Raw genomic sequence first — 17,894 nt, forward strand, 5'->3', positions numbered from 1 at the left:
AAGCTAACAACCTCAAGTATGTAATAGAGCATCTCTTAAATGAATATAAGAGGTGCTTTTTAACCCTTTAAGTGACAAAAAATTAATGAGCCCTGTTATGAAAACAAGCAAACGTATTCGAGAGATTCCTTATAACTATACGTCCTTTTCAGATCGTGAAATTGTGATGCGTTTTATAGGCGAGTCGGGCTGGCAAACGATTGAGCAACTGCGCGAAAGTCGCGGCACAGGTCGTTCGGCTCAAATGCTGTTTGAGGTGTTGGGTGATATGTGGGTTGTTACTCGTAATCCGTATATTCAGGATGATCTGCTGGAAAATGCCAAGCGTCGCCAGGGATTAGTCGATGCTTTGCATCATCGTTTAAATCAAGTTGAAGCTCGCTTAAATAATAACAAACTGGCTGAGTCACTGTTAGATGAAGTCAAAGAAGCGGTTAAACGCTTTAAAGACTGGTTTCCACAGCAGATTGCTTTGCGCCAAAAGGTCAGCAAGCGTTTAAAGAAAATCACCCGTTTGGATAATGTTGATTTTGGCGGCTTGGCTCGTGTTTCTCATGCAACCGATGCTACTGACTGGCGGGTGGAGTTACCTTTGGTGGTGATTAGTCCGGATACTGAACAGGAAACGGCGGATATCGTTGCGGCCTGTATTGAGTTGGGGCTGGTGATTATTCCGCGAGGGGGTGGCACAGGTTATACTGGTGGCGCGATTCCGCTTGAAGCCAATACGGCGGTCATCAATACTGAAAAGCTTGAATTTTTGAGCATGGTCGAAAAAGTAGAGTTGCCGGGTGTAGGCGTTAAAGTGCCTACAGTGCGTACCGGAGCCGGGGTGGTCACCAAGCGGGTAACCGAATTGGCCGAACGCAATGGTTTGGTTTTCGCTGTTGATCCCACCTCGCATGATGCCTCGACCATTGGCGGCAATATTTCCATGAACGCCGGCGGCAAAAAAGCCGTGCTCTGGGGTACGACCCTGGATAATTTGGCATCCTGGAAAATGGTGATGCCGGATGCCAGTTGGTTGGAAGTGGTGCGGGTTAATCACAATCTCGGCAAACTGCAAGACCAAGCCACTGTGAGTTTTGAACTGCATCGCTATGAATCTGATGGCAAAACCCCACGCGGCGAGATTGAACGCTTGGATATTCCCGGTTCGGCGTTTCGTCAAGCAGGCCTGGGTAAGGATGTCACCGATAAGTTTTTAAGTGGGTTGCCCGGTGTGCAAAAGGAAGGCTGCGACGGTTTAATTACGTCGGCGCGGTTTATTTTGCATCGGATGCCGGAGCATATCCGTACCGTGTGTTTGGAATTCTTTGGTACCGATTTAAGTCTCGCGGTGCCGGCTATCGTTGAAATCACCGACTATATCGAAAGCAAAAAAGCCCAGGGTATATTGTTGGCCGGTTTGGAACATTTGGATGAGCGCTATGTGCGGGCGGTGAAGTACAACACCAAGGCGAATCGTCGGGAACTACCGAAAATGATTTTGCTGGGCGATATTGCCGGTGATAATGGCTTTGAAGTCGCTAAAACCTGTCAAGAAATCGTTGAGCTGGCTAAAAAACGTAACGCCGAAGGCTTTGTTGCAGTCAGTGCCGAAGCACGCAAACGTTTCTGGTTAGACCGTTCACGTACTGCGGCCATTTCGGCCCATACCAATGCGTTTAAAATCAATGAAGACGTGGTGATTCCGTTGCCGCGTCTCAATGAATACAACGAAGGGATTGAGCGCATCAATATTGAAATGTCGCTCCAAAACAAGGTCGAGATACTCGATGCCTTGGAAACCTATTTTAACGGCGATATGCCAGAATATACCCTGGAAGATGACTTTGAAGATTCGCAAGGCGATCCGGCGGCTTATTTTAAAACCAAGGTTGATGCGACCCTGGCGCATTTGTCGAATGTAAGGCGGAAATGGCAGGCGTTTAATGATGGCTTAGATAAGCCAGCTGAGCAGTTTTTAGATTTAATGGATGAATCAGCGCGTACCTTAATTCGTGATAATGAATCCTTGGTTAAATTGATTTTACGGCGTGATCTCGTGGTGTCCTATCGTCGTGAAGTGTTAGATTTTCTGAAACAAACCTTTATGGGGCATGATTTTGAGCCGATGATGAAGCGGTTAAAAGAATTGCACTTTGATATACGCAATGCGCGCTTGTTTGTTGCATTGCACATGCACGCCGGTGACGGCAATATCCATACTAATATTCCGGTCCACTCGAACAACTATCGCATGATTCACCAAGCGGAAGCCGTGGTTGAGCAAGTGATGAAACTTGCGACCGAATTAGGCGGCGTGATTTCGGGTGAGCATGGTATAGGCTTAACCAAAATTGAATTCTTGGCACCGGAAAAAATCCAAGCGTTTGTTGACTACAAAAACAAAGTTGACCCGAATGGTCATTTTAATAAGGGCAAACTTATGCCCGGCTCCGGTTTGCATAATGCCTATACCCCCTCCTTGTCATTGGTCAAACAAGAGGCGTTGATTCTTGAAGCCAGTGAGCTCGACCAGCTCAATAACGACATTAAGGATTGTTTGCGTTGTGGTAAATGTAAGCCGGTGTGTCAGACCCATATTCCACGAGCCAATTTGCTTTATTCGCCGCGTAATAAAATTTTAGCGACCGGTCAGGTGATTGAAGCCTTCTTATATGAAGAGCAAACCCGTCGGGGTATTTCATTGCATCATTTTGATGCCATGAATGACGTGGCCGACCATTGCACCACCTGCCATAAGTGTGAAACCCCTTGTCCGGTTGATATCGACTTTGGTGATGTGTCGATTCGCATGCGTAAGATTCTAACCGATATGGGCCAGAAAAAAGTCAGCCTAGGGACCAAGGCCGCCTTGTTCTATCTTAATTCCGGGCAACCAGGCCTGGTGAAGTTGCTCCGCACCACCATGATCGGTTGGGGGGCGTTGGGCCAGCGAATGGGGCATAGGCTAGCAAAATGGACCGGTCTGTTAGGACGGAAAGAATCGTTACCGGCGAAATCAACCGGTACCACGCCGGTGACGCAACAGGTGATTCATTTTGTGCGCAAACCGCTAGACACGGGGCCTAATCAGCCGACCATGCGCGCCTTATTAGCATTAGAGGATCGCACCATTGTGCCGATTCTGCGGGATCCACATAAAACTACCGAAGACTCTGAAGCGGTGTTTTACTTCCCGGGGTGTGGCTCGGAGCGCTTGTTTAGTGATATCAGTATGGCAACCTTGGCGATGCTGTATGAAACCGGCGCACAAACCATTTTACCGCCAGGCTATTTATGTTGTGGCTATCCACAGACCGCCGCAGGCCAAGCGGCGAAAGGCGCACAAATCACCACAGAAAACCGTGCACTATTCCATCGGGTGGCCAATACCCTCAACTATATGGATATTAAAACCGTGTTGGTGTCCTGTGGTACCTGTATGGATCAGTTATTGAAGTATGAATTTGAGCAAATTTTCCCAGGTTGTCGGCTATTGGATATCCACGAATATCTAATGGAAAAGGGCGTGAAAATGGAATCAACCAATGGGGTGCAATATATGTATCACGCCCCGTGTCATGATCCGATGAAAAAATATGACTCCACCAAAGTGGCTTCAGAATTAACAGGAATCAATGTGCCGCTGAATGATCGGTGCTGCAGTGAGGCCGGTACCCTAGCCACCGCAAGACCGGATATTGCCAATCAGTTACGCTTCCGGAAAGAAGAAGAGCTGAGAAAGGGCATACAAGACCTAACGGGCGCAGACAAAGCGGTCAATGGCAATGTCAAGTTGCTAACGTCCTGCCCGGCTTGTCAGCAAGGGTTAAACCGTTATCAAGACGATACTGGCTTAAAAACGGACTATATCGTGGTTGAGTTGGCCAATAACCTGATGGGTAAAGAATGGAAGAAGGATTTTATTACGAGCGTGCAATCAGAGGGGATTGATCGTGTGCTACTTTAAGTAGTGTAGCGTTTGTAATCAAACCAATAAAAAAGCCCCGAATTGGGGCTTTTTACTTCACATCGTTATAACCAAATATTATCGTGGTGTTTGCTGTGAATAATATTCTGCGAGTTCACGAATTTCTTCGTCGGTTAAGCCACGGGCAAAAGCCGCCATGGATTCATCTCGTCTGAAACCGTCGCGATAATCTTTCAACGCTTTTTCAAGGTAAGCTGCGTGCTGACCGGCAAGTTTTGGGAAGTTAGGTACTACACTGATACCATCGGCACCATGACAACCAATACAGGTGTTTAATTTCGCAGGCTGTTGAGCCATTTGGGCAACGGCTACGTTTGTAGCAGTCATGAAGCCTAATGAAACAGCTAGAACCATACTTTTTTTATTCATTGTTTTCTCCATGCCTTTAGTTGAAACATTCTGTTTCACAAAGTAAAAACCGCCTGTTAATACAGGCGGTTTAGCGGCGATTAACTTACAAAGAAGCCATATAAGCAGCTAGGTTAGCGATATCAGCGTCAGAAAGACTTGCCGCTGAAGGTGCCATGACACCTGTCATAGGACCAACTTGCTCACCAGCACGGTAGCGCTTTAATAGGTTAGCAAGCTCATCAGCGTCACGACCAGCAACCGCTGGACCTACACCACCTTGACCTTGCATACCATGGCAACCCATACAAGTAGCGTATGCACCTTGACCAGCTTGTACGTCACCCGCTTGAGCGGCCATACCAAAAGTCATTAACCCCGCAGCTGTTGCAGCTAAGATTGTTTTTTTCATTTTGCACTCTCCTAAAGCACGACAAAAAATTTTAGGGAAATCCCTATTAATATTAGACCTTAATCACTCAATTGAGTCAAGTTAAGTCATGGTTATTGAATAGCATGTTCATGGTTTTTACGCGAAGCATAAGCAATGTAGTTAATAGACGAATATCTTCTTTTTTGCTGTAGAAACCATCTAAAATAGTTAGTCGGTTAAAAGGAGAAGTGTTAAATGGCATTAATAAAAATTTGGTTATTGGTAATGTTGGCAACGTTTGCTAGCTGGTATGTATTAAAATTGATTAATAACCCGAAGCCTTTGGCCTGGGTGTTTTTGTTTTGGGTCATGGTCATTGGCTTAACGGCCGGTTTACTTTATTTTATCTCGGTGTTTTTGGCCGCCTGAGTTTTTTGATGGGTCTGTAAACGCTTGGCGCATTCCTTGAAAGCTGTTGAAGCGTGTTTCAGCAATGTCGCCCTCTTCAACGGCCTGACGAATCGCACAGTCTGGTTCATGTTGATGGGTGCAATTGTCAAAACGACACTGCCCCAAATATGGGGCAAAATCGGCATAATAGCTCTCAAGTTCCGACAGATCACAAGGGGCAGGGGTAAAGCGGCGGACGCCAGGTGAGTCAATAATGTCACCACCGCAGCGCAGATGGTACAAGATGCTATTGGTGGTGGTATGAACGCCCAAGCCGGTCGCCGAAGATAGTGAGCTCGTGCGAATAGCTAGGTCAGGGATCAGTGCATTAATTAATGAGGATTTACCGGCCCCCGACGGACCTACAAATACCGATGTTTTTTGATTTAAAAACTGTTCAATATCATCCAAGCCATCGGCTAAATGTGCCGAGACCGTTATGATATCAATGCCCATTTCATCATAGGGAAGCAAGATTTCAGCTAAGTTATCCCAAGCATCATCTGTCTGAAGTAAATCAATTTTGTTAATGATTAGCGCAACAGGAATATCCAACTGCGCGGCGGCAACGAGGTAGCGGTCAATCATGTCAGGGTGTACGCCAGGCTCTATTGGCGCGACAATGCCAATCACATCAATATTGGCAGCAACCATCCGAGTCTGACCTCGAAAACCAGGTCTGGTAAGTTCACTGTAGCGAGGTGATACGGCACTGACAATCCCACGACCACTTTCACCATCGGCTTCCCAAAAAACGCGATCACCGGCTACGAGCTTGCCTAGGTGCTGGCGAACGGCACAATTATGGATGGCGCCATCTTCGGCTTCTACCAACAGTCGCTGACCAAAGTTGGTAATAACCAGGCCTGCTGACAGCCCTTCAATCGGTTGCTCTGCCGTTTTAATGCGTTGCTTGGTCATGCGGCGTTGTTGCTGAAGACTCAGCTTACGTTTACTCATGGCGAGATTTACGTAAATAACGCATTAATTTTCGCCGCCATAATGACGTCATTTTGACTTAAACCCTTAATGCTGTGTGTTTTTAAGGTGATTACACACTGGTTGTAGCCAAACTGGATATCCGGATGATGATCTTCCTGGTGTGCTATCCAAGCGACGGCATTGATAAATGCGAGCGTCTGATGGTAGTTTTTAAATTTAAAGGTTTTGTTCAGACTCGAGAAATCTAAGCTGACGTCCCAACCAGGTAGCATATTTAAATAGCTTTCGATGGTAGGAATAACCAGCCCCTTAGTGCCTGGTGGAATATCTGAGCAGTGCTGATTGATCAGATCGGGTAAATCGGTCATAAGGTCGCTCCTCTATCCTTGCGTGGGGGTTACGGCTAATGATTTTAAGTGGTCAATTCGAATCTTCGCCGGTGGGTGGCTGTCATGATAAGCCGAGTAGCTAGGGTCTGGGGTAAGACTGCTGGCATTATCGCGATACAGCTTTAACAAAGCGCTAATCAAGTGATTAGAGCCCACGTGCTTAGCGGCGAAGGCATCGGCTTCAAATTCATCCTTGCGGCTTTGAACCGCCATTATAGGACCCAGAAAAAAGAACACCAGTGGTACCGCAGTTACAAAGAGTAATAAAGCGGCTGCCGGGCTTGGCGTGGTGATGCCGAGCCCGGCATAAAATGCTGGCCAGTGCACTAGCCAACCAAGGAGTGCCATGCCTGCTAAACTCAGCAGCGCACTCATAATTAATCGTTTTTTAATGTGGCCATGTTTGAAGTGTCCGAGCTCATGCGCCAACACTGCTTCCACCTCATCAATACTGAGCTTTTCTAACAAGGTATCAAAAAACACAATGCGTTTATTTTTGCCCATGCCGGTAAAGTAGGCGTTGCCATGGCCGGATCGCGATGAACCGTCCATCACAAAAATGCCATTCGATTCAAACCCTGTGCGTTCTAGCAAAGCTTCAATACGTTGCTTCATCTCGCCGTCTTCTAACGGAGTGAACTTGTTAAACAAGGGGGCAATCCATTTTGGGTAAGCCCATAGCAGCACGAGATTAAAGGCCATCCATACTGCCCAGACAGCAACCCACCAGGCCTGGTCAATAAAGCTGTTCATTAACAACACAATAATCCACAGTAACGGTAAGCCAAGAACGAACATCAGCAACCATTGTTTGACCAAGTCGCTGATAAATTGTGTAGGGCTGGTGCGATTGAAACCAAATTTAGCTTCAATTTTAAAGGTGCTAATGAGGCTGAATGGCAAATGGAGTAGCGCTAAAAACCAGAATGTAAATAATAAAAAACCGACATCTTGCCAAATGGGGGCTAGCTCAAAGCCTTGCCAAATATGGTAGATGTCTTGAAAGCCACCACCTAGGGTCATTATAAGGATTAACGCGGCATCAAAAAATAAAATAAAACGGGCCAGCTGGAGCTTCTCTCGACTATAGTCGGCGGCCTTTTGGTGGGCAGCAAGATCTACAGTTTCGGCAAACGCTTCTGGAACCGCCTCTTTATGTAAGGCAATGTGAAGTTGGTTTTTAATGTTGAGGACTAACTCAATAACAAGGTTGGCTGCCCAGCTGATTAAAAACAAAATACTGACTAAATTCATGAATAGGCTCCTCGATAGGCGCTATGCCAAGTTAATGTCTTAGCTTTTGTCAAAAACGAATAACAGGTATTATGGTCGATTATTCTATGTCAAAACGGAAAAGTTATGAAATCTGATACCAATTTAGTGTGGATTGATTTAGAAATGACTGGCTTAGAGCCTGGGTTTCACAAAACCATAGAAATTGCGACGGTGGTAACAGACGCTAATTTAAACCTATTAGCCGAGGGACCAGTAATGGCAATTGCCACTCCCGAAGCGGAGTTGGCCAAAATGGATGCTTGGTGCCAAAAAACGCATGGTGCATCCGGATTAACGGCGCGGGTGCAAGCCAGCAAGGTGACACTGGCCGAGGCCGAACAAGCCACCGTTGAGTTTTTGTCGCAGTTTGTGAGTAAAGGGCAGTCGCCTATGTGCGGTAATAGTATCTGTCAAGACCGCCGATTTTTAGCGGTGGATATGCCTAATTTAGAAGCCTATTTTCATTATCGTAATCTTGATGTCAGTAGTATCAAAGAATTAGCTAAACGTTGGTATCCCAGTATCTACAGTGGTTTTAAAAAAAAGAATGCTCACCTGGCATTAGACGATATTTATGAATCCATTGCTGAATTGCGTTATTACCGCGAACAATTGTTTCCAAAAGCTTAATTTCCGAGTAAAATAGTAGGAAATTATCTTGCATCGTGTCTATTGACTTTAAAAGGTAATTTTGTTTCGCAAATTGCGTTAATTTCGTTATAATTAACAACTTTTCAAATTTTATTCGTCGAGATGCTGCTAATACTCAGCATTTCAGTCAATGGAGGACCATTATTGTGGAACTAACTGGTGCCCAAATTCTCGTTCATTTTTTAGAGGATGAGGGGGTAGAGCATATATGGGGTTATCCAGGCGGCGCGGCATTGCCCATTTACGACGCACTGGATACCGATGCAAAAGAATTGAAACATATTCTCGTGCGTCACGAACAAGCAGCTGTGCACGCAGCTGATGGATACGCCCGCTCTACAGGTAAGCCAGGTGTGGTACTGGTGACATCGGGACCTGGGGCAACCAATACTGTTACAGGTATTGCGACAGCCTACATGGATTCGATTCCTATGATAGTGTTTACTGGACAAGTGCCAACCAGCTTGATTGGTTTGGATGCGTTTCAGGAAGTAGATACCGTAGGCATTACCCGTCCCATTGTGAAGCATAATTTCTTAGTTAAGGATGTTAAAGATCTAGCAATTACGCTCAAAAAAGCCTTCTATATTGCTACCACGGGTCGACCAGGCCCGGTTGTTGTTGACATTCCCAAAGATGTACAAAACGCCACAAGCACCTATGTTTATACACAAGAAGTTGAGCTGCGCTCCTACTTACCTGTAACAAAAGGTCATAGCGGTCAAATAAAAAAAGCGGTAGAGCTCATGCTCTCTGCCGAGCGACCTATTTTCTATACCGGAGGCGGTGTGGTCTTGGGTGATGCGTCAGAGGAGTTGGTGTCACTGGTCAAATCTTTGGGTTATCCGATAACCCAAACACTAATGGGGCTTGGAGCCTATCCTGCGCAAGACCAGCAAAACCTTGGCATGCTTGGTATGCACGGTACCTATGAGGCAAATTTGGCCATGCATCATTGTGATGTGTTGATTGCTATCGGTTCGCGTTTTGACGATCGTGTCACCGGAAATATCGAGAAGTTTTGTCCAACCGCCAAAATCATTCATGTCGATATTGATCCAGCGTCAATCTCAAAGAATGTCATGGTGGATGTGCCAATTGTTGGTCCCGTTAAACAGGTAGTTGCTGAGATGAATCAACATCTTGCTAAGCTTGAAAAAGGCCGTAATAAAGAAGCATTGGACGCTTGGTGGGCGCAAATTGCTGAATGGCGTGAGATGAACTGCCTTAAGTTTGATGAGAGCGGTACAAAAATTAAGCCACAAGCTGCGGTAAAAGCTGTATGGGAAGTGACCAAAGGCGATGCGTATGTCACGTCAGACGTGGGTCAACATCAAATGTTTGCGGCTCAATATTATACGTTCGAGAAACCACGCCGCTGGATTAACTCTGGTGGTTTGGGCACCATGGGCTTCGGTTTGCCGGCGGCTATGGGTGTTCAAATGGCGTTGCCTGATGCAACGGTTGTTTGTATAACCGGTGAAGGTTCTATTCAGATGAATATTCAGGAGCTATCAACCTGTTTGCAATATGGTTTACCGATCAAAATTGTTAGTTTGAATAACGGCTATCTTGGCATGGTTCGTCAGTGGCAAGAGTTCTTTTACGATCGTCGTTACTCGATGTCGTATATGGATTCTTTGCCAGATTTTGTCAAGCTGACGGAATCTTATGGCCATGTTGGTGTGCGCATCGATGATCCAAAAACAATGCGGCAACAGCTCGAAGAGGCGTTTGCCTTGAAGGATCGTTTAGTCTTTATTGATATCCTGACTGATCCGCAAGAGAACGTCTATCCTATGATTCCAGCCGGTGCCGGACAAAACGAAATGATTTTGGTGTAAGTCTTATGAAACATATAATTTCGATGCTCATTGAAAATGAGTCAGGAGCACTATCGCGTGTGGCAGGCCTTTTTTCGGCGCGTGGCTACAACATTCACGCCCTAACCGTTGCGCCAACGGAAGAAGAGTCTTTGTCTCGCTTAACCCTCGTTACTAGTGGCACGGAACAGCAAATTGAGCAAATTGTCAAACACCTCAATCGTCTGATTGATGTGGTTAAGGTCGTTGATTTAACCGACGGTCCTCACATTGAACGCGAATTGATGCTGATAAAACTCACTGCGCAAGGTGCCTTCCGTGAGGAATTGGTTCGTCTAACGGACATCTTCCGCGGAACGATTGTGGATGTTACTGCAACTACTTATACCGTCCAATTAGTCGGTGAAACCCAAAAGTTAGACGCGTTTGTTTCGGCCATCGATCCTGCTTTGATTATGGAAACAGTTCGATCGGGCGCAATGGGTATTATGCGCGGCGAGAAGTGTCTCCAGCTCTAACCACATCCTAGCAAGCCTGGTCTTAAGCAATTCGTTTGAGACTAGGTTATAATTGTCCAAATTTTTTCTTTAACCCTTTTAATTTCAAAGGAATAACCATGCAAGTTTATTACGATAAAGATTGTGATCTTTCTATCATTCGTGGCATGAGGGTCGCGATTATCGGTTTTGGTTCGCAAGGCCATGCTCACGCCGCTAACCTACAAGACTCAGGTGTTGATGTAACGGTTGGTTTGCGCCCAGGTTCATCATCTATTAAGAAAGCGGAAGGTTATGGTCTAAAAACCGCTGATGTTCCTAGTGCTGTAGCGAATGCCGATTTGGTTATGATCCTAACTCCAGATGAATTCCAGTCTGTTCTTTACAAAAACGAAATTGAACCAAACCTGAAAAAAGGTGCGGTATTAGCTTTTGCTCACGGTTTCGCGATTCTTTATAACCAAGTTGTGCCACGTGCCGATCTTGACGTTATCATGATTGCACCTAAAGCGCCAGGTCACACAGTTCGTTCTGAATTTGTTAAAGGCGGCGGTATCCCAGATTTGATCGCAGTTCACCAAGACGTTTCTGGTAAGGCTAAGTCTATCGCGCTTTCTTACGCTTCTGGTGTAGGCGGTGGTCGTACTGGTATTATCGAAACGACTTTCCGTGAAGAGTGTGAAACGGATCTGTTTGGTGAGCAAGCGGTTCTATGTGGTGGTGCGGTTGAATTGGTTAAGATGGGCTTCGAAACTCTGGTTGAAGCGGGCTATGCTCCTGAAATGGCCTACTTTGAGTGTCTACACGAGTTAAAGCTGATTGTTGACTTGATGTATGAAGGTGGTATTGCCAACATGAACTACTCAATCTCTAACAACGCAGAGTATGGTGAGTATGTTACTGGTCCACAGGTTATCAACGAAGAAAGCCGTATGGCGATGCGTGAAGCACTATATAACATCCAAAGCGGTGAGTATGCGAAGCGTTTCATTCTTGAAGGTATGACCAACTATCCAGAAATGACTGCAATGCGTCGTATGAATGCTGAACATCCAATTGAAGTAGTCGGTGAGCAGTTGCGCTCGATGATGCCATGGATTCAAGCGAACAAAATCGTAGATAAAGATAAGAACTAAGTTCTGTTTTTATCCGCTGATAATAAAAAGGCTCCTTATGGAGCCTTTTTAATTTATACCTCTAGGTAATCCAAGATGCCTTCGGCCGCATCGCGAGCCTCAGCAATGGCATGAACAACCAAACTCGAACCACGAACCATGTCACCACCGGCAAAAATTTTGGGGTTGCTGGTCTGGAACGGATACAAGGTGTCTTTTGAAGCGACTACGCCTTCCCAGCTATTCAGTTCAATATTATAGTTTTTGAACCAAGCGGGTGGATTAGGCTTAAAACCAAAGGCAACAACAACGGCATCGCACGGAATAACGGTTTCCGAACCAGGTACTGTTTCGGCACGGCGTCGACCTTTTTCATCTGGCTCACCCATGCGGGTTTGAATGACCTTAATCCCCTCAACCTTATCGGTGCCAATAATTTCAACCGGCGCAAGATTAAACTTAAACTGCACACCTTCTTCCTTCGCGTTTTTAACTTCAGCACGTGAACCGGGCATATTTTCTTCATCACGACGATAAACGCAATATACCTCACTGGCGCCCTGGCGAATAGAGGTACGCGTGCAATCCATCGTAGTGTCGCCGCCGCCTAGAACGACAACGCGTTTGCCTGCCATGCTGACATAGGGTTCCGGTGATTGTTCAAGACCCAGTTCATTTTTCACATTACCAACCAGGAAGTCGAGTGCCTTGTAAACACCAGGTAAGTTTTCACCAGGAAAATCACCGCGCATCGGTTTGTAGGTGCCCATGCCAAGGAATACGGCATCATAGTCGTTGATAAGGGTTTCAAAAGGGATATCTTTGCCCACTTCTACACCAAGTCGAAATTCTACACCCATATGTGCGAATACGCGGCGGCGATGTTCTATAACTTTCTTATCAAGCTTAAATTGTGGAATGCCAAAGGTGAGTAGACCGCCAATTTCAGGTTGCTTGTCAAAAACAACGGCCTGAACACCATTTCTAACCAATACATCGGCTGCTGCCAGGCCTGCTGGTCCTGCACCAATAATAGCGACTTTCTTGTCTGTTTTAACAACATCAGACATATCAGGTAGCCAACCAGTTGCAATCGCAACATCACTGATATAGCGTTCGACGGCTCCAATAGTAACGGCTCCAAAATTGGTGTCGTTCAGAGTGCAGGCCTGCTCACATAGGCGGTCTTGCGGACAAATACGACCACACATTTCAGGTAATGAGTTGGTCTTATGGGACAGCTCGACCGCTTCCATTACATTGCCTTCGGCAACCAGTTTTAGCCAGTTGGGAATGTAGTTGTGTACCGGACACGCCCATTCGCAGTAAGGGTTACCGCAGTGTAGACAGCGATCTGCTTGAGCCATAGCTTCTGCGGCATCAAAGTCGGTGTAAATTTCTTCAAAATTTTGGCGACGCTCAGCGGCTTCAAGTTTTTTGGGTAGCTGGCGGTCTAGTTCTAAAAATTGTCTTACGTTTGGCATCTATAGAGTCCTTTTAAGCCGCATCATTAGCAAACAGTTGCATCAGTGTTTTCATATCGATGGCGCGTGATTTAACGAGCCAGAAGTGGCCAATATATTGACTAAAGTTCGATAGTACTTCCTGTCCCCATGGGCTTTGTGTTTTCTGCACATACTCAGTTATTAGCTGTTTTAGGTAATTGCGATGATCTTCGGTCACTTCGGTATCAATCCGAATCGCTTCAACCATTTCACCATTTAAGCGATCCGGTAACGAGCGATCTAGGTCAAGAATAAAGGCCATACCGCCTGACATACCCGCTCCAAAGTTGACGCCAACCTCACCCAGGCTAACAATAGTACCACCGGTCATGTATTCGCAACCGTGGTCGCCTAACCCTTCAACAACGGCAATCGCACCAGAGTTACGTACCGCAAAACGCTCACCACCGGTGCCTTGAGCGAATAAACGTCCGCCTGTTGCGCCGTATAAACAAGTATTGCCGACAATAGGGGTAAATCGTGGATTAAACGCCGAACCTTTAGGTGGCGTGATGACTATTTCACCACCCGCCATGCCCTTACCGACATAGTCGTTCGCATCGCCTTCCAAGTGCAAATTAAGACCGTCGACGTTAAATACGCCAAAAGATTGTCCTGCAATGCCGGTTAGTTTTAAGGTAATAGGGCTCGATGCCATGCCATGGTTGCCATAGCGTTCGGCAATCTCGCCAGCAACACGTGCGCCAATAGAGCGACCGGTATTAACCAATTTAAAGTTGAAGATACCGCCAGATTTAGCCTCAATCGCTGGTAGTACTTGTTTGACCATATCTTCAGCTATGTCGCCACGATCCCAAGGATTGTTACGCGCTACCTGAACCGTTTGAGGTTTATCTGCTGGGACACCGCCATCACTAATAATACTCGACAGATCGAGGTTACGTTGCTTATCGGTTAATGGGTTGTCAATGATTGCGAGCAGGTCAGTGCGTCCAACAAGCTCACCCAGACTGCGTACACCTAATTTAGCCAACCATTCACGTGTTTCTTCCGCAACAAATTGGAAGTAGTGCATAACCATCTCTGGTAATCCAATATAGTGCTCTTTGCGCAGACGCTCATCCTGGGTTGCTACACCGACGGCACAGGTGTTTAGGTGACAGATACGTAAATACTTACAACCAAGTGCAATCATCGGTGCGGTTCCAAATCCAAAGGATTCCGCACCCAAAATGGCCGCTTTCACCACATCAAGTCCTGTTTTTAAACCACCATCGGCTTGCACAATAACTTGACCACGCAAGTCATTAGCACGCAATACTTGATGCGTTTCTGCCAAGCCCATTTCAAACGGGTTACCCGCATATTTTACTGAGGTAATTGGGCTGGCACCGGTGCCACCATCATAGCCGGAAATGGTAATGAGGTCGGCATAGGCCTTAGCAACACCGGCTGCAATGGTACCAACACCTGGCTCTGCTACCAGCTTAACGGATACAAGAGCATTCGGATTAATTTGCTTTAGGTCATAAATGAGCTGAGCCAAATCTTCAATTGAGTAGATGTCATGATGCGGTGGCGGCGAGATCAGAGTGACGCCTGGAACAGAGTGACGAAGTTTGGCAATCGTCATATCTACCTTATGACCAGGCAGCTGACCACCTTCACCAGGCTTGGCACCTTGGGCTACTTTGATTTGTAATACTTCGGCATTACGTAAATAGTGCGCAGTTACGCCAAAACGCCCTGAAGCGATTTGTTTAATCTTCGACATTTTTTCTGTGCCGTAACGACTTGGATCTTCCGCACCTTCGCCCGAGTTGGAGCGAGCACCTAAGCGGTTCATAGCGATTGCTAACGACTCATGGGCTTCCGGTGATAAGGCACCTAGTGAAATCCCGGCACTATCAAAACGCTTGTAAATGCTGGTTAAAGGTTCTACTTCATCAACAGAAATGCCTTTAATATCCTTGCGGAAGGTGATCATGTCACGAATCGTCATCGCTGGACGATTATTGACGAGGTCGGCAAAAATATCGTAGTAGCGTTTTTCGCCGGTTTGAACGGCTTTGCGTAAATTGTCGACAACGTCAGGGTTGTAGGCATGATATTCACCACCATGCACATATTTTAATAAGCCTCCCTGAGCCATTTGTTTGCGTGGATTAAACGCTTCTTTGGCTAAACGCAGTTGGTCTTGCTCTAGATGTTCGAACTTAGTTCCTTCGATACGATTAGCGGTACCAGGGAAGCAAAGACTAACAATTTCAGAACTTAACCCCACAGCTTCAAATAATTGCGAACCACGGTAGGAAGGTAGGGTAGAAATCCCCATCTTCGACATGATTTTCATCAAGCCTTTATTAATACCTTTGCGGTAGTTACTCATCAGTTTACCAACCGGTGTTTGTGGGTCTAGCTCTTTAGTGCGTTGCATATCGGCTATTGCGGCATAGGCCAAATAGGGATATACCGCGGTAGCACCATAACCAAATAACACCGCAAAATGATGCGGGTCCCGAGCGGTGCCTGTGGCAACAATAATATTGGCTTCGGTTCGCAGGCCTGCTTTGATTAAATGGTGATGCAGAGCACCGGTGGCCATAATCGCAGGAATAGACGTTAAGTCGGCGGCAATCTGTTCATCACTTAAGATGACCAGGGTAATGCCGGCGGCTACAGCGTCCGCAACAGTTTTGTTTAACTGCACAATCGCTGATTTTAGATTTGTTTGCTTCGCATCATAATGTAGGCTAAAGGTTTGAGCACGGTAGTCGGGGTCATCCAAAGCTAACAATTGATTCATCATGCTTGGGGTTAGAATCGGTGATTTAACTTCTAAACGGCGGGCATGGTCTGGCCCTTCTTCAAACATATTCAATTCGCGCCCAAAGCAGGTGTTGAGTGACATCACAATCGCTTCACGCAATGGGTCAATGGGCGGGTTGGTTACCTGGGCAAACATTTGACGGAAGTAATCAAAAACAGAGCGCGGTTTATGCGAAAACACAGGCAATGGCGCATCATCGCCCATAGAGCCAACAGCTTCTTGGGCCGACTCCGCCAAAGTACGGATAATCTGATCGCGCTCTTCAAAGCTGACCTGGAAGTATTTTTGGTAGCTGTTTACGATCTTCGCATCCCAATCGCCATTCAATATTTCTTGGTCATGTTTTTCTTCAAGGTATCGATAACCAGCATCCATCCACTGACGATAGGGCTTAGCCGTTTTTAAACCTTCATCAATTTGATCCGGCATTAATAATTCGCCGTTCTCTAGGTCAACCGCAATCACCTGTCCAGGCTTTAGACGACCTTTTTCGGCGACATCTTCAGGGGGGTAATCATAAACGCCAATTTCAGAAGCAAAGGTAATGTGGCGATCCTTAGTGATCATATAGCGTGTCGGGCGCAAGCCGTTGCGGTCAACGCCACAAATGGCATATTTACCGGTATTAATAACCAGGCCTGCTGGTCCATCCCACGGCTCCATATGCATGGAGTTGTATTCTAAAAAGGTTTTTAAATCGGCATCCATGTGTGGCACGTTTTGCCAAGCGGGTGGAATCAACAAGCGCAAGGCTTGGAACACCGACATATCACCCATTATGAGCACTTCTAACATATTATCTAAGCTGTTAGAGTCGGAGCCAGATTGCGCAACCAAAGGTTTAAGTTCAGCTAGCTCAGGGATGAGAGGAGTTTCAAATTTTTGTTGACGTGCTAGTGCCCAATTGCGGTTGCCGCGAATGGTATTAAGCTCACCATTGTGTGCTAAAAAGCGGAAGGGTTGCGCCAAACGCCATTGTGGCATGGTATTAGTTGAAAATCGTTGATGATACGAAATCGACGAAGAGGCAAAATCAGGGTTCACCAAATCTAGAAAGTAGAGCTCTAGTTCTCTGGGCATCACCAAGCCTTTGTAGGCAATCAGTTGCGAGTTAAGCGATGCAATATAGAAATCCGCGTCCTGCGGCTCGATAGCCATTTCCGTCTTACGGCGTGCCGTAAATAGCTTGCGATTGAATTCATTCTCGCTAACATCGGCCGGAGCATTAACAAATACCTGTTGGATATAAGGTTCCATGGACGCCGCTTGTGTACCTAGTACGTTCGAGTTAACCGGTACATCACGCCAGCCGGCAATGTCTAAACCTTGTGCTTGTAATGAAGCCGCCAAGGTTTGCTTTGCGTTTGCTGCAAGCGCTTCGTTCTTACTTAAAAACACCATGCCAACAGCATATAAAGGTTCTAGGGCAATGGAGAGTGATTGGGCTTCTTTTTCAAAAAATGCAGAAGGGCGTTTGATTAATAACCCACAACCATCACCTGTACAGCAGTCTGCCGCGACACCGCCACGGTGAGTCATTTTAGATAATGACTTAATCGCTGTTTCGACTAGCCAATGACTCGGCTGGTCATCCATGTTCGCAATTAAACCAAAACCACAGTTCTCTTTTTCAAAATCTGGGGAGTAAAGGCCTTTTAGGGTGTTCAGTGAATTCATGTCTAACGGTTCCTTATAAATCTGGGTTCTGTGAGACAAGAGGTTCGTTAACCCCTTGTTTGCAAAGGCTCACAGTTGT

The 17,894-nt window shown here is 46.2% G+C and carries 13 protein-coding genes; 6 read left to right on the forward strand and 7 right to left on the reverse strand.

The genetic code is table 11. From position 1 onward, the window contains the following. Nucleotides 1-97 precede the first annotated feature (97 nt). Nucleotides 98-3,958: a DUF3683 domain-containing protein gene (locus tag THICY_RS01235; protein ID WP_013834800.1), complete on the forward strand. Its 3,861-nt coding sequence runs from the start codon at nt 98-100 to the stop codon at nt 3,956-3,958. Between the two features lie 78 nt (nt 3,959-4,036). Here THICY_RS01235 and THICY_RS01240 read toward each other — a convergent pair whose 3' ends face one another. Together THICY_RS01240 and THICY_RS01245 are read right to left on the reverse strand one after the other, a co-directional pair. Then, nucleotides 4,037-4,348 (reverse strand): c-type cytochrome, encoded by a 312-nt coding sequence (locus THICY_RS01240; RefSeq protein ID WP_013834801.1) that lies wholly within the window; start codon nt 4,346-4,348, stop codon nt 4,037-4,039. A gap of 85 nt (nt 4,349-4,433) precedes the next feature. Beyond that, complete coding sequence (locus tag THICY_RS01245; RefSeq protein WP_013834802.1) at nt 4,434-4,739, reverse strand: c-type cytochrome; 306 nt, start codon at nt 4,737-4,739, stop codon at nt 4,434-4,436. A gap of 216 nt (nt 4,740-4,955) precedes the next feature. Here THICY_RS01245 and THICY_RS08805 point away from each other — a divergent pair, with 216 nt between their 5' ends. Further along, complete coding sequence (locus tag THICY_RS08805) at nt 4,956-5,129, forward strand: hypothetical protein (RefSeq protein WP_013834803.1); 174 nt, start codon at nt 4,956-4,958, stop codon at nt 5,127-5,129. Here THICY_RS08805 and rsgA read toward each other — a convergent pair. Genes rsgA through THICY_RS01260 form a run of 3 tightly spaced genes read right to left on the reverse strand, consistent with a single transcriptional unit; the run spans nt 5,094 to nt 7,735 of the window. After that, complete coding sequence (gene rsgA / locus THICY_RS01250; protein ID WP_013834804.1) at nt 5,094-6,110, reverse strand: ribosome small subunit-dependent GTPase A; 1,017 nt, start codon at nt 6,108-6,110, stop codon at nt 5,094-5,096. The genes THICY_RS08805 and rsgA overlap by 36 nt on opposite strands. Nucleotides 6,111-6,118: 8 nt before the next feature. Next, nucleotides 6,119-6,460: a 4a-hydroxytetrahydrobiopterin dehydratase gene (locus tag THICY_RS01255; protein WP_013834805.1), complete on the reverse strand. Its 342-nt coding sequence runs from the start codon at nt 6,458-6,460 to the stop codon at nt 6,119-6,121. A 12-nt stretch (nt 6,461-6,472) separates the two neighbouring features. Beyond that, the gene (locus tag THICY_RS01260; protein ID WP_013834806.1) at nt 6,473-7,735 is read right to left on the reverse strand and encodes a M48 family metallopeptidase; all 1,263 of its coding nucleotides are present in this window, start codon (nt 7,733-7,735) and stop codon (nt 6,473-6,475) included. Nucleotides 7,736-7,840: 105 nt separating this feature from the next. Here THICY_RS01260 and orn point away from each other — a divergent pair, with 105 nt between their 5' ends. The 4 genes from orn to ilvC all read left to right on the forward strand — a co-directional run bounded on the left by orn (nt 7,841) and on the right by ilvC (nt 11,863). Then, nucleotides 7,841-8,386: an oligoribonuclease gene (orn, locus tag THICY_RS01265; protein ID WP_013834807.1), complete on the forward strand. Its 546-nt coding sequence runs from the start codon at nt 7,841-7,843 to the stop codon at nt 8,384-8,386. A gap of 167 nt (nt 8,387-8,553) precedes the next feature. Next, a complete protein-coding gene (locus tag THICY_RS01270; protein ID WP_013834808.1) occupies nt 8,554-10,251 on the forward strand; it encodes an acetolactate synthase 3 large subunit in 1,698 nt (565 codons plus the stop codon). 5 nt (nt 10,252-10,256) lie between these two features. Continuing rightward, nucleotides 10,257-10,748, forward strand: coding sequence for an acetolactate synthase small subunit (gene ilvN / locus THICY_RS01275; RefSeq protein WP_013834809.1), 492 nt, complete (start codon nt 10,257-10,259; stop codon nt 10,746-10,748). 98 nt (nt 10,749-10,846) lie between these two features. Continuing rightward, nucleotides 10,847-11,863, forward strand: a complete 1,017-nt coding sequence (gene ilvC, locus THICY_RS01280; protein WP_013834810.1) for a ketol-acid reductoisomerase — start codon at nt 10,847-10,849, stop codon at nt 11,861-11,863. Between the two features lie 53 nt (nt 11,864-11,916). Here ilvC and THICY_RS01285 read toward each other — a convergent pair whose 3' ends face one another. Together THICY_RS01285 and gltB are read right to left on the reverse strand one after the other, a co-directional pair. Beyond that, on the reverse strand, nt 11,917-13,326 hold the full coding sequence (locus THICY_RS01285; RefSeq protein WP_013834811.1) for an FAD-dependent oxidoreductase: 1,410 nt from the start codon (nt 13,324-13,326) through the stop codon (nt 11,917-11,919). A 13-nt stretch (nt 13,327-13,339) separates the two neighbouring features. Then, nucleotides 13,340-17,815 (reverse strand): glutamate synthase large subunit, encoded by a 4,476-nt coding sequence (gltB, locus tag THICY_RS01290; RefSeq protein WP_013834812.1) that lies wholly within the window; start codon nt 17,813-17,815, stop codon nt 13,340-13,342. Nucleotides 17,816-17,894 lie beyond the last annotated feature (79 nt).

This window comes from Thiomicrospira cyclica ALM1, from assembly GCF_000214825.1.
Classification (GTDB): Bacteria; Pseudomonadota; Gammaproteobacteria; order Thiomicrospirales; family Thiomicrospiraceae; genus Thiomicrospira; species Thiomicrospira cyclica.

What these genes read in the sequence shown, in the direction of transcription:
- THICY_RS01235 (WP_013834800.1), top strand. Translation starts at nt 98, where the DNA reads ATGAAAACAAGCAAACGTATTCGAGAGATTCCTTATAACTATACGTCC.
- THICY_RS01240 (WP_013834801.1), bottom strand. Translation starts at nt 4,348, where the DNA reads ATGAATAAAAAAAGTATGGTTCTAGCTGTTTCATTAGGCTTCATGACT.
- THICY_RS01245 (WP_013834802.1), bottom strand. Translation starts at nt 4,739, where the DNA reads ATGAAAAAAACAATCTTAGCTGCAACAGCTGCGGGGTTAATGACTTTT.
- THICY_RS08805 (WP_013834803.1), top strand. Translation starts at nt 4,956, where the DNA reads ATGGCATTAATAAAAATTTGGTTATTGGTAATGTTGGCAACGTTTGCT.
- rsgA (WP_013834804.1), bottom strand. Translation starts at nt 6,110, where the DNA reads ATGAGTAAACGTAAGCTGAGTCTTCAGCAACAACGCCGCATGACCAAG.
- THICY_RS01255 (WP_013834805.1), bottom strand. Translation starts at nt 6,460, where the DNA reads ATGACCGATTTACCCGATCTGATCAATCAGCACTGCTCAGATATTCCA.
- THICY_RS01260 (WP_013834806.1), bottom strand. Translation starts at nt 7,735, where the DNA reads ATGAATTTAGTCAGTATTTTGTTTTTAATCAGCTGGGCAGCCAACCTT.
- orn (WP_013834807.1), top strand. Translation starts at nt 7,841, where the DNA reads ATGAAATCTGATACCAATTTAGTGTGGATTGATTTAGAAATGACTGGC.
- ilvN (WP_013834809.1), top strand. Translation starts at nt 10,257, where the DNA reads ATGAAACATATAATTTCGATGCTCATTGAAAATGAGTCAGGAGCACTA.
- ilvC (WP_013834810.1), top strand. Translation starts at nt 10,847, where the DNA reads ATGCAAGTTTATTACGATAAAGATTGTGATCTTTCTATCATTCGTGGC.
- THICY_RS01285 (WP_013834811.1), bottom strand. Translation starts at nt 13,326, where the DNA reads ATGCCAAACGTAAGACAATTTTTAGAACTAGACCGCCAGCTACCCAAA.
- gltB (WP_013834812.1), bottom strand. Translation starts at nt 17,815, where the DNA reads ATGAATTCACTGAACACCCTAAAAGGCCTTTACTCCCCAGATTTTGAA.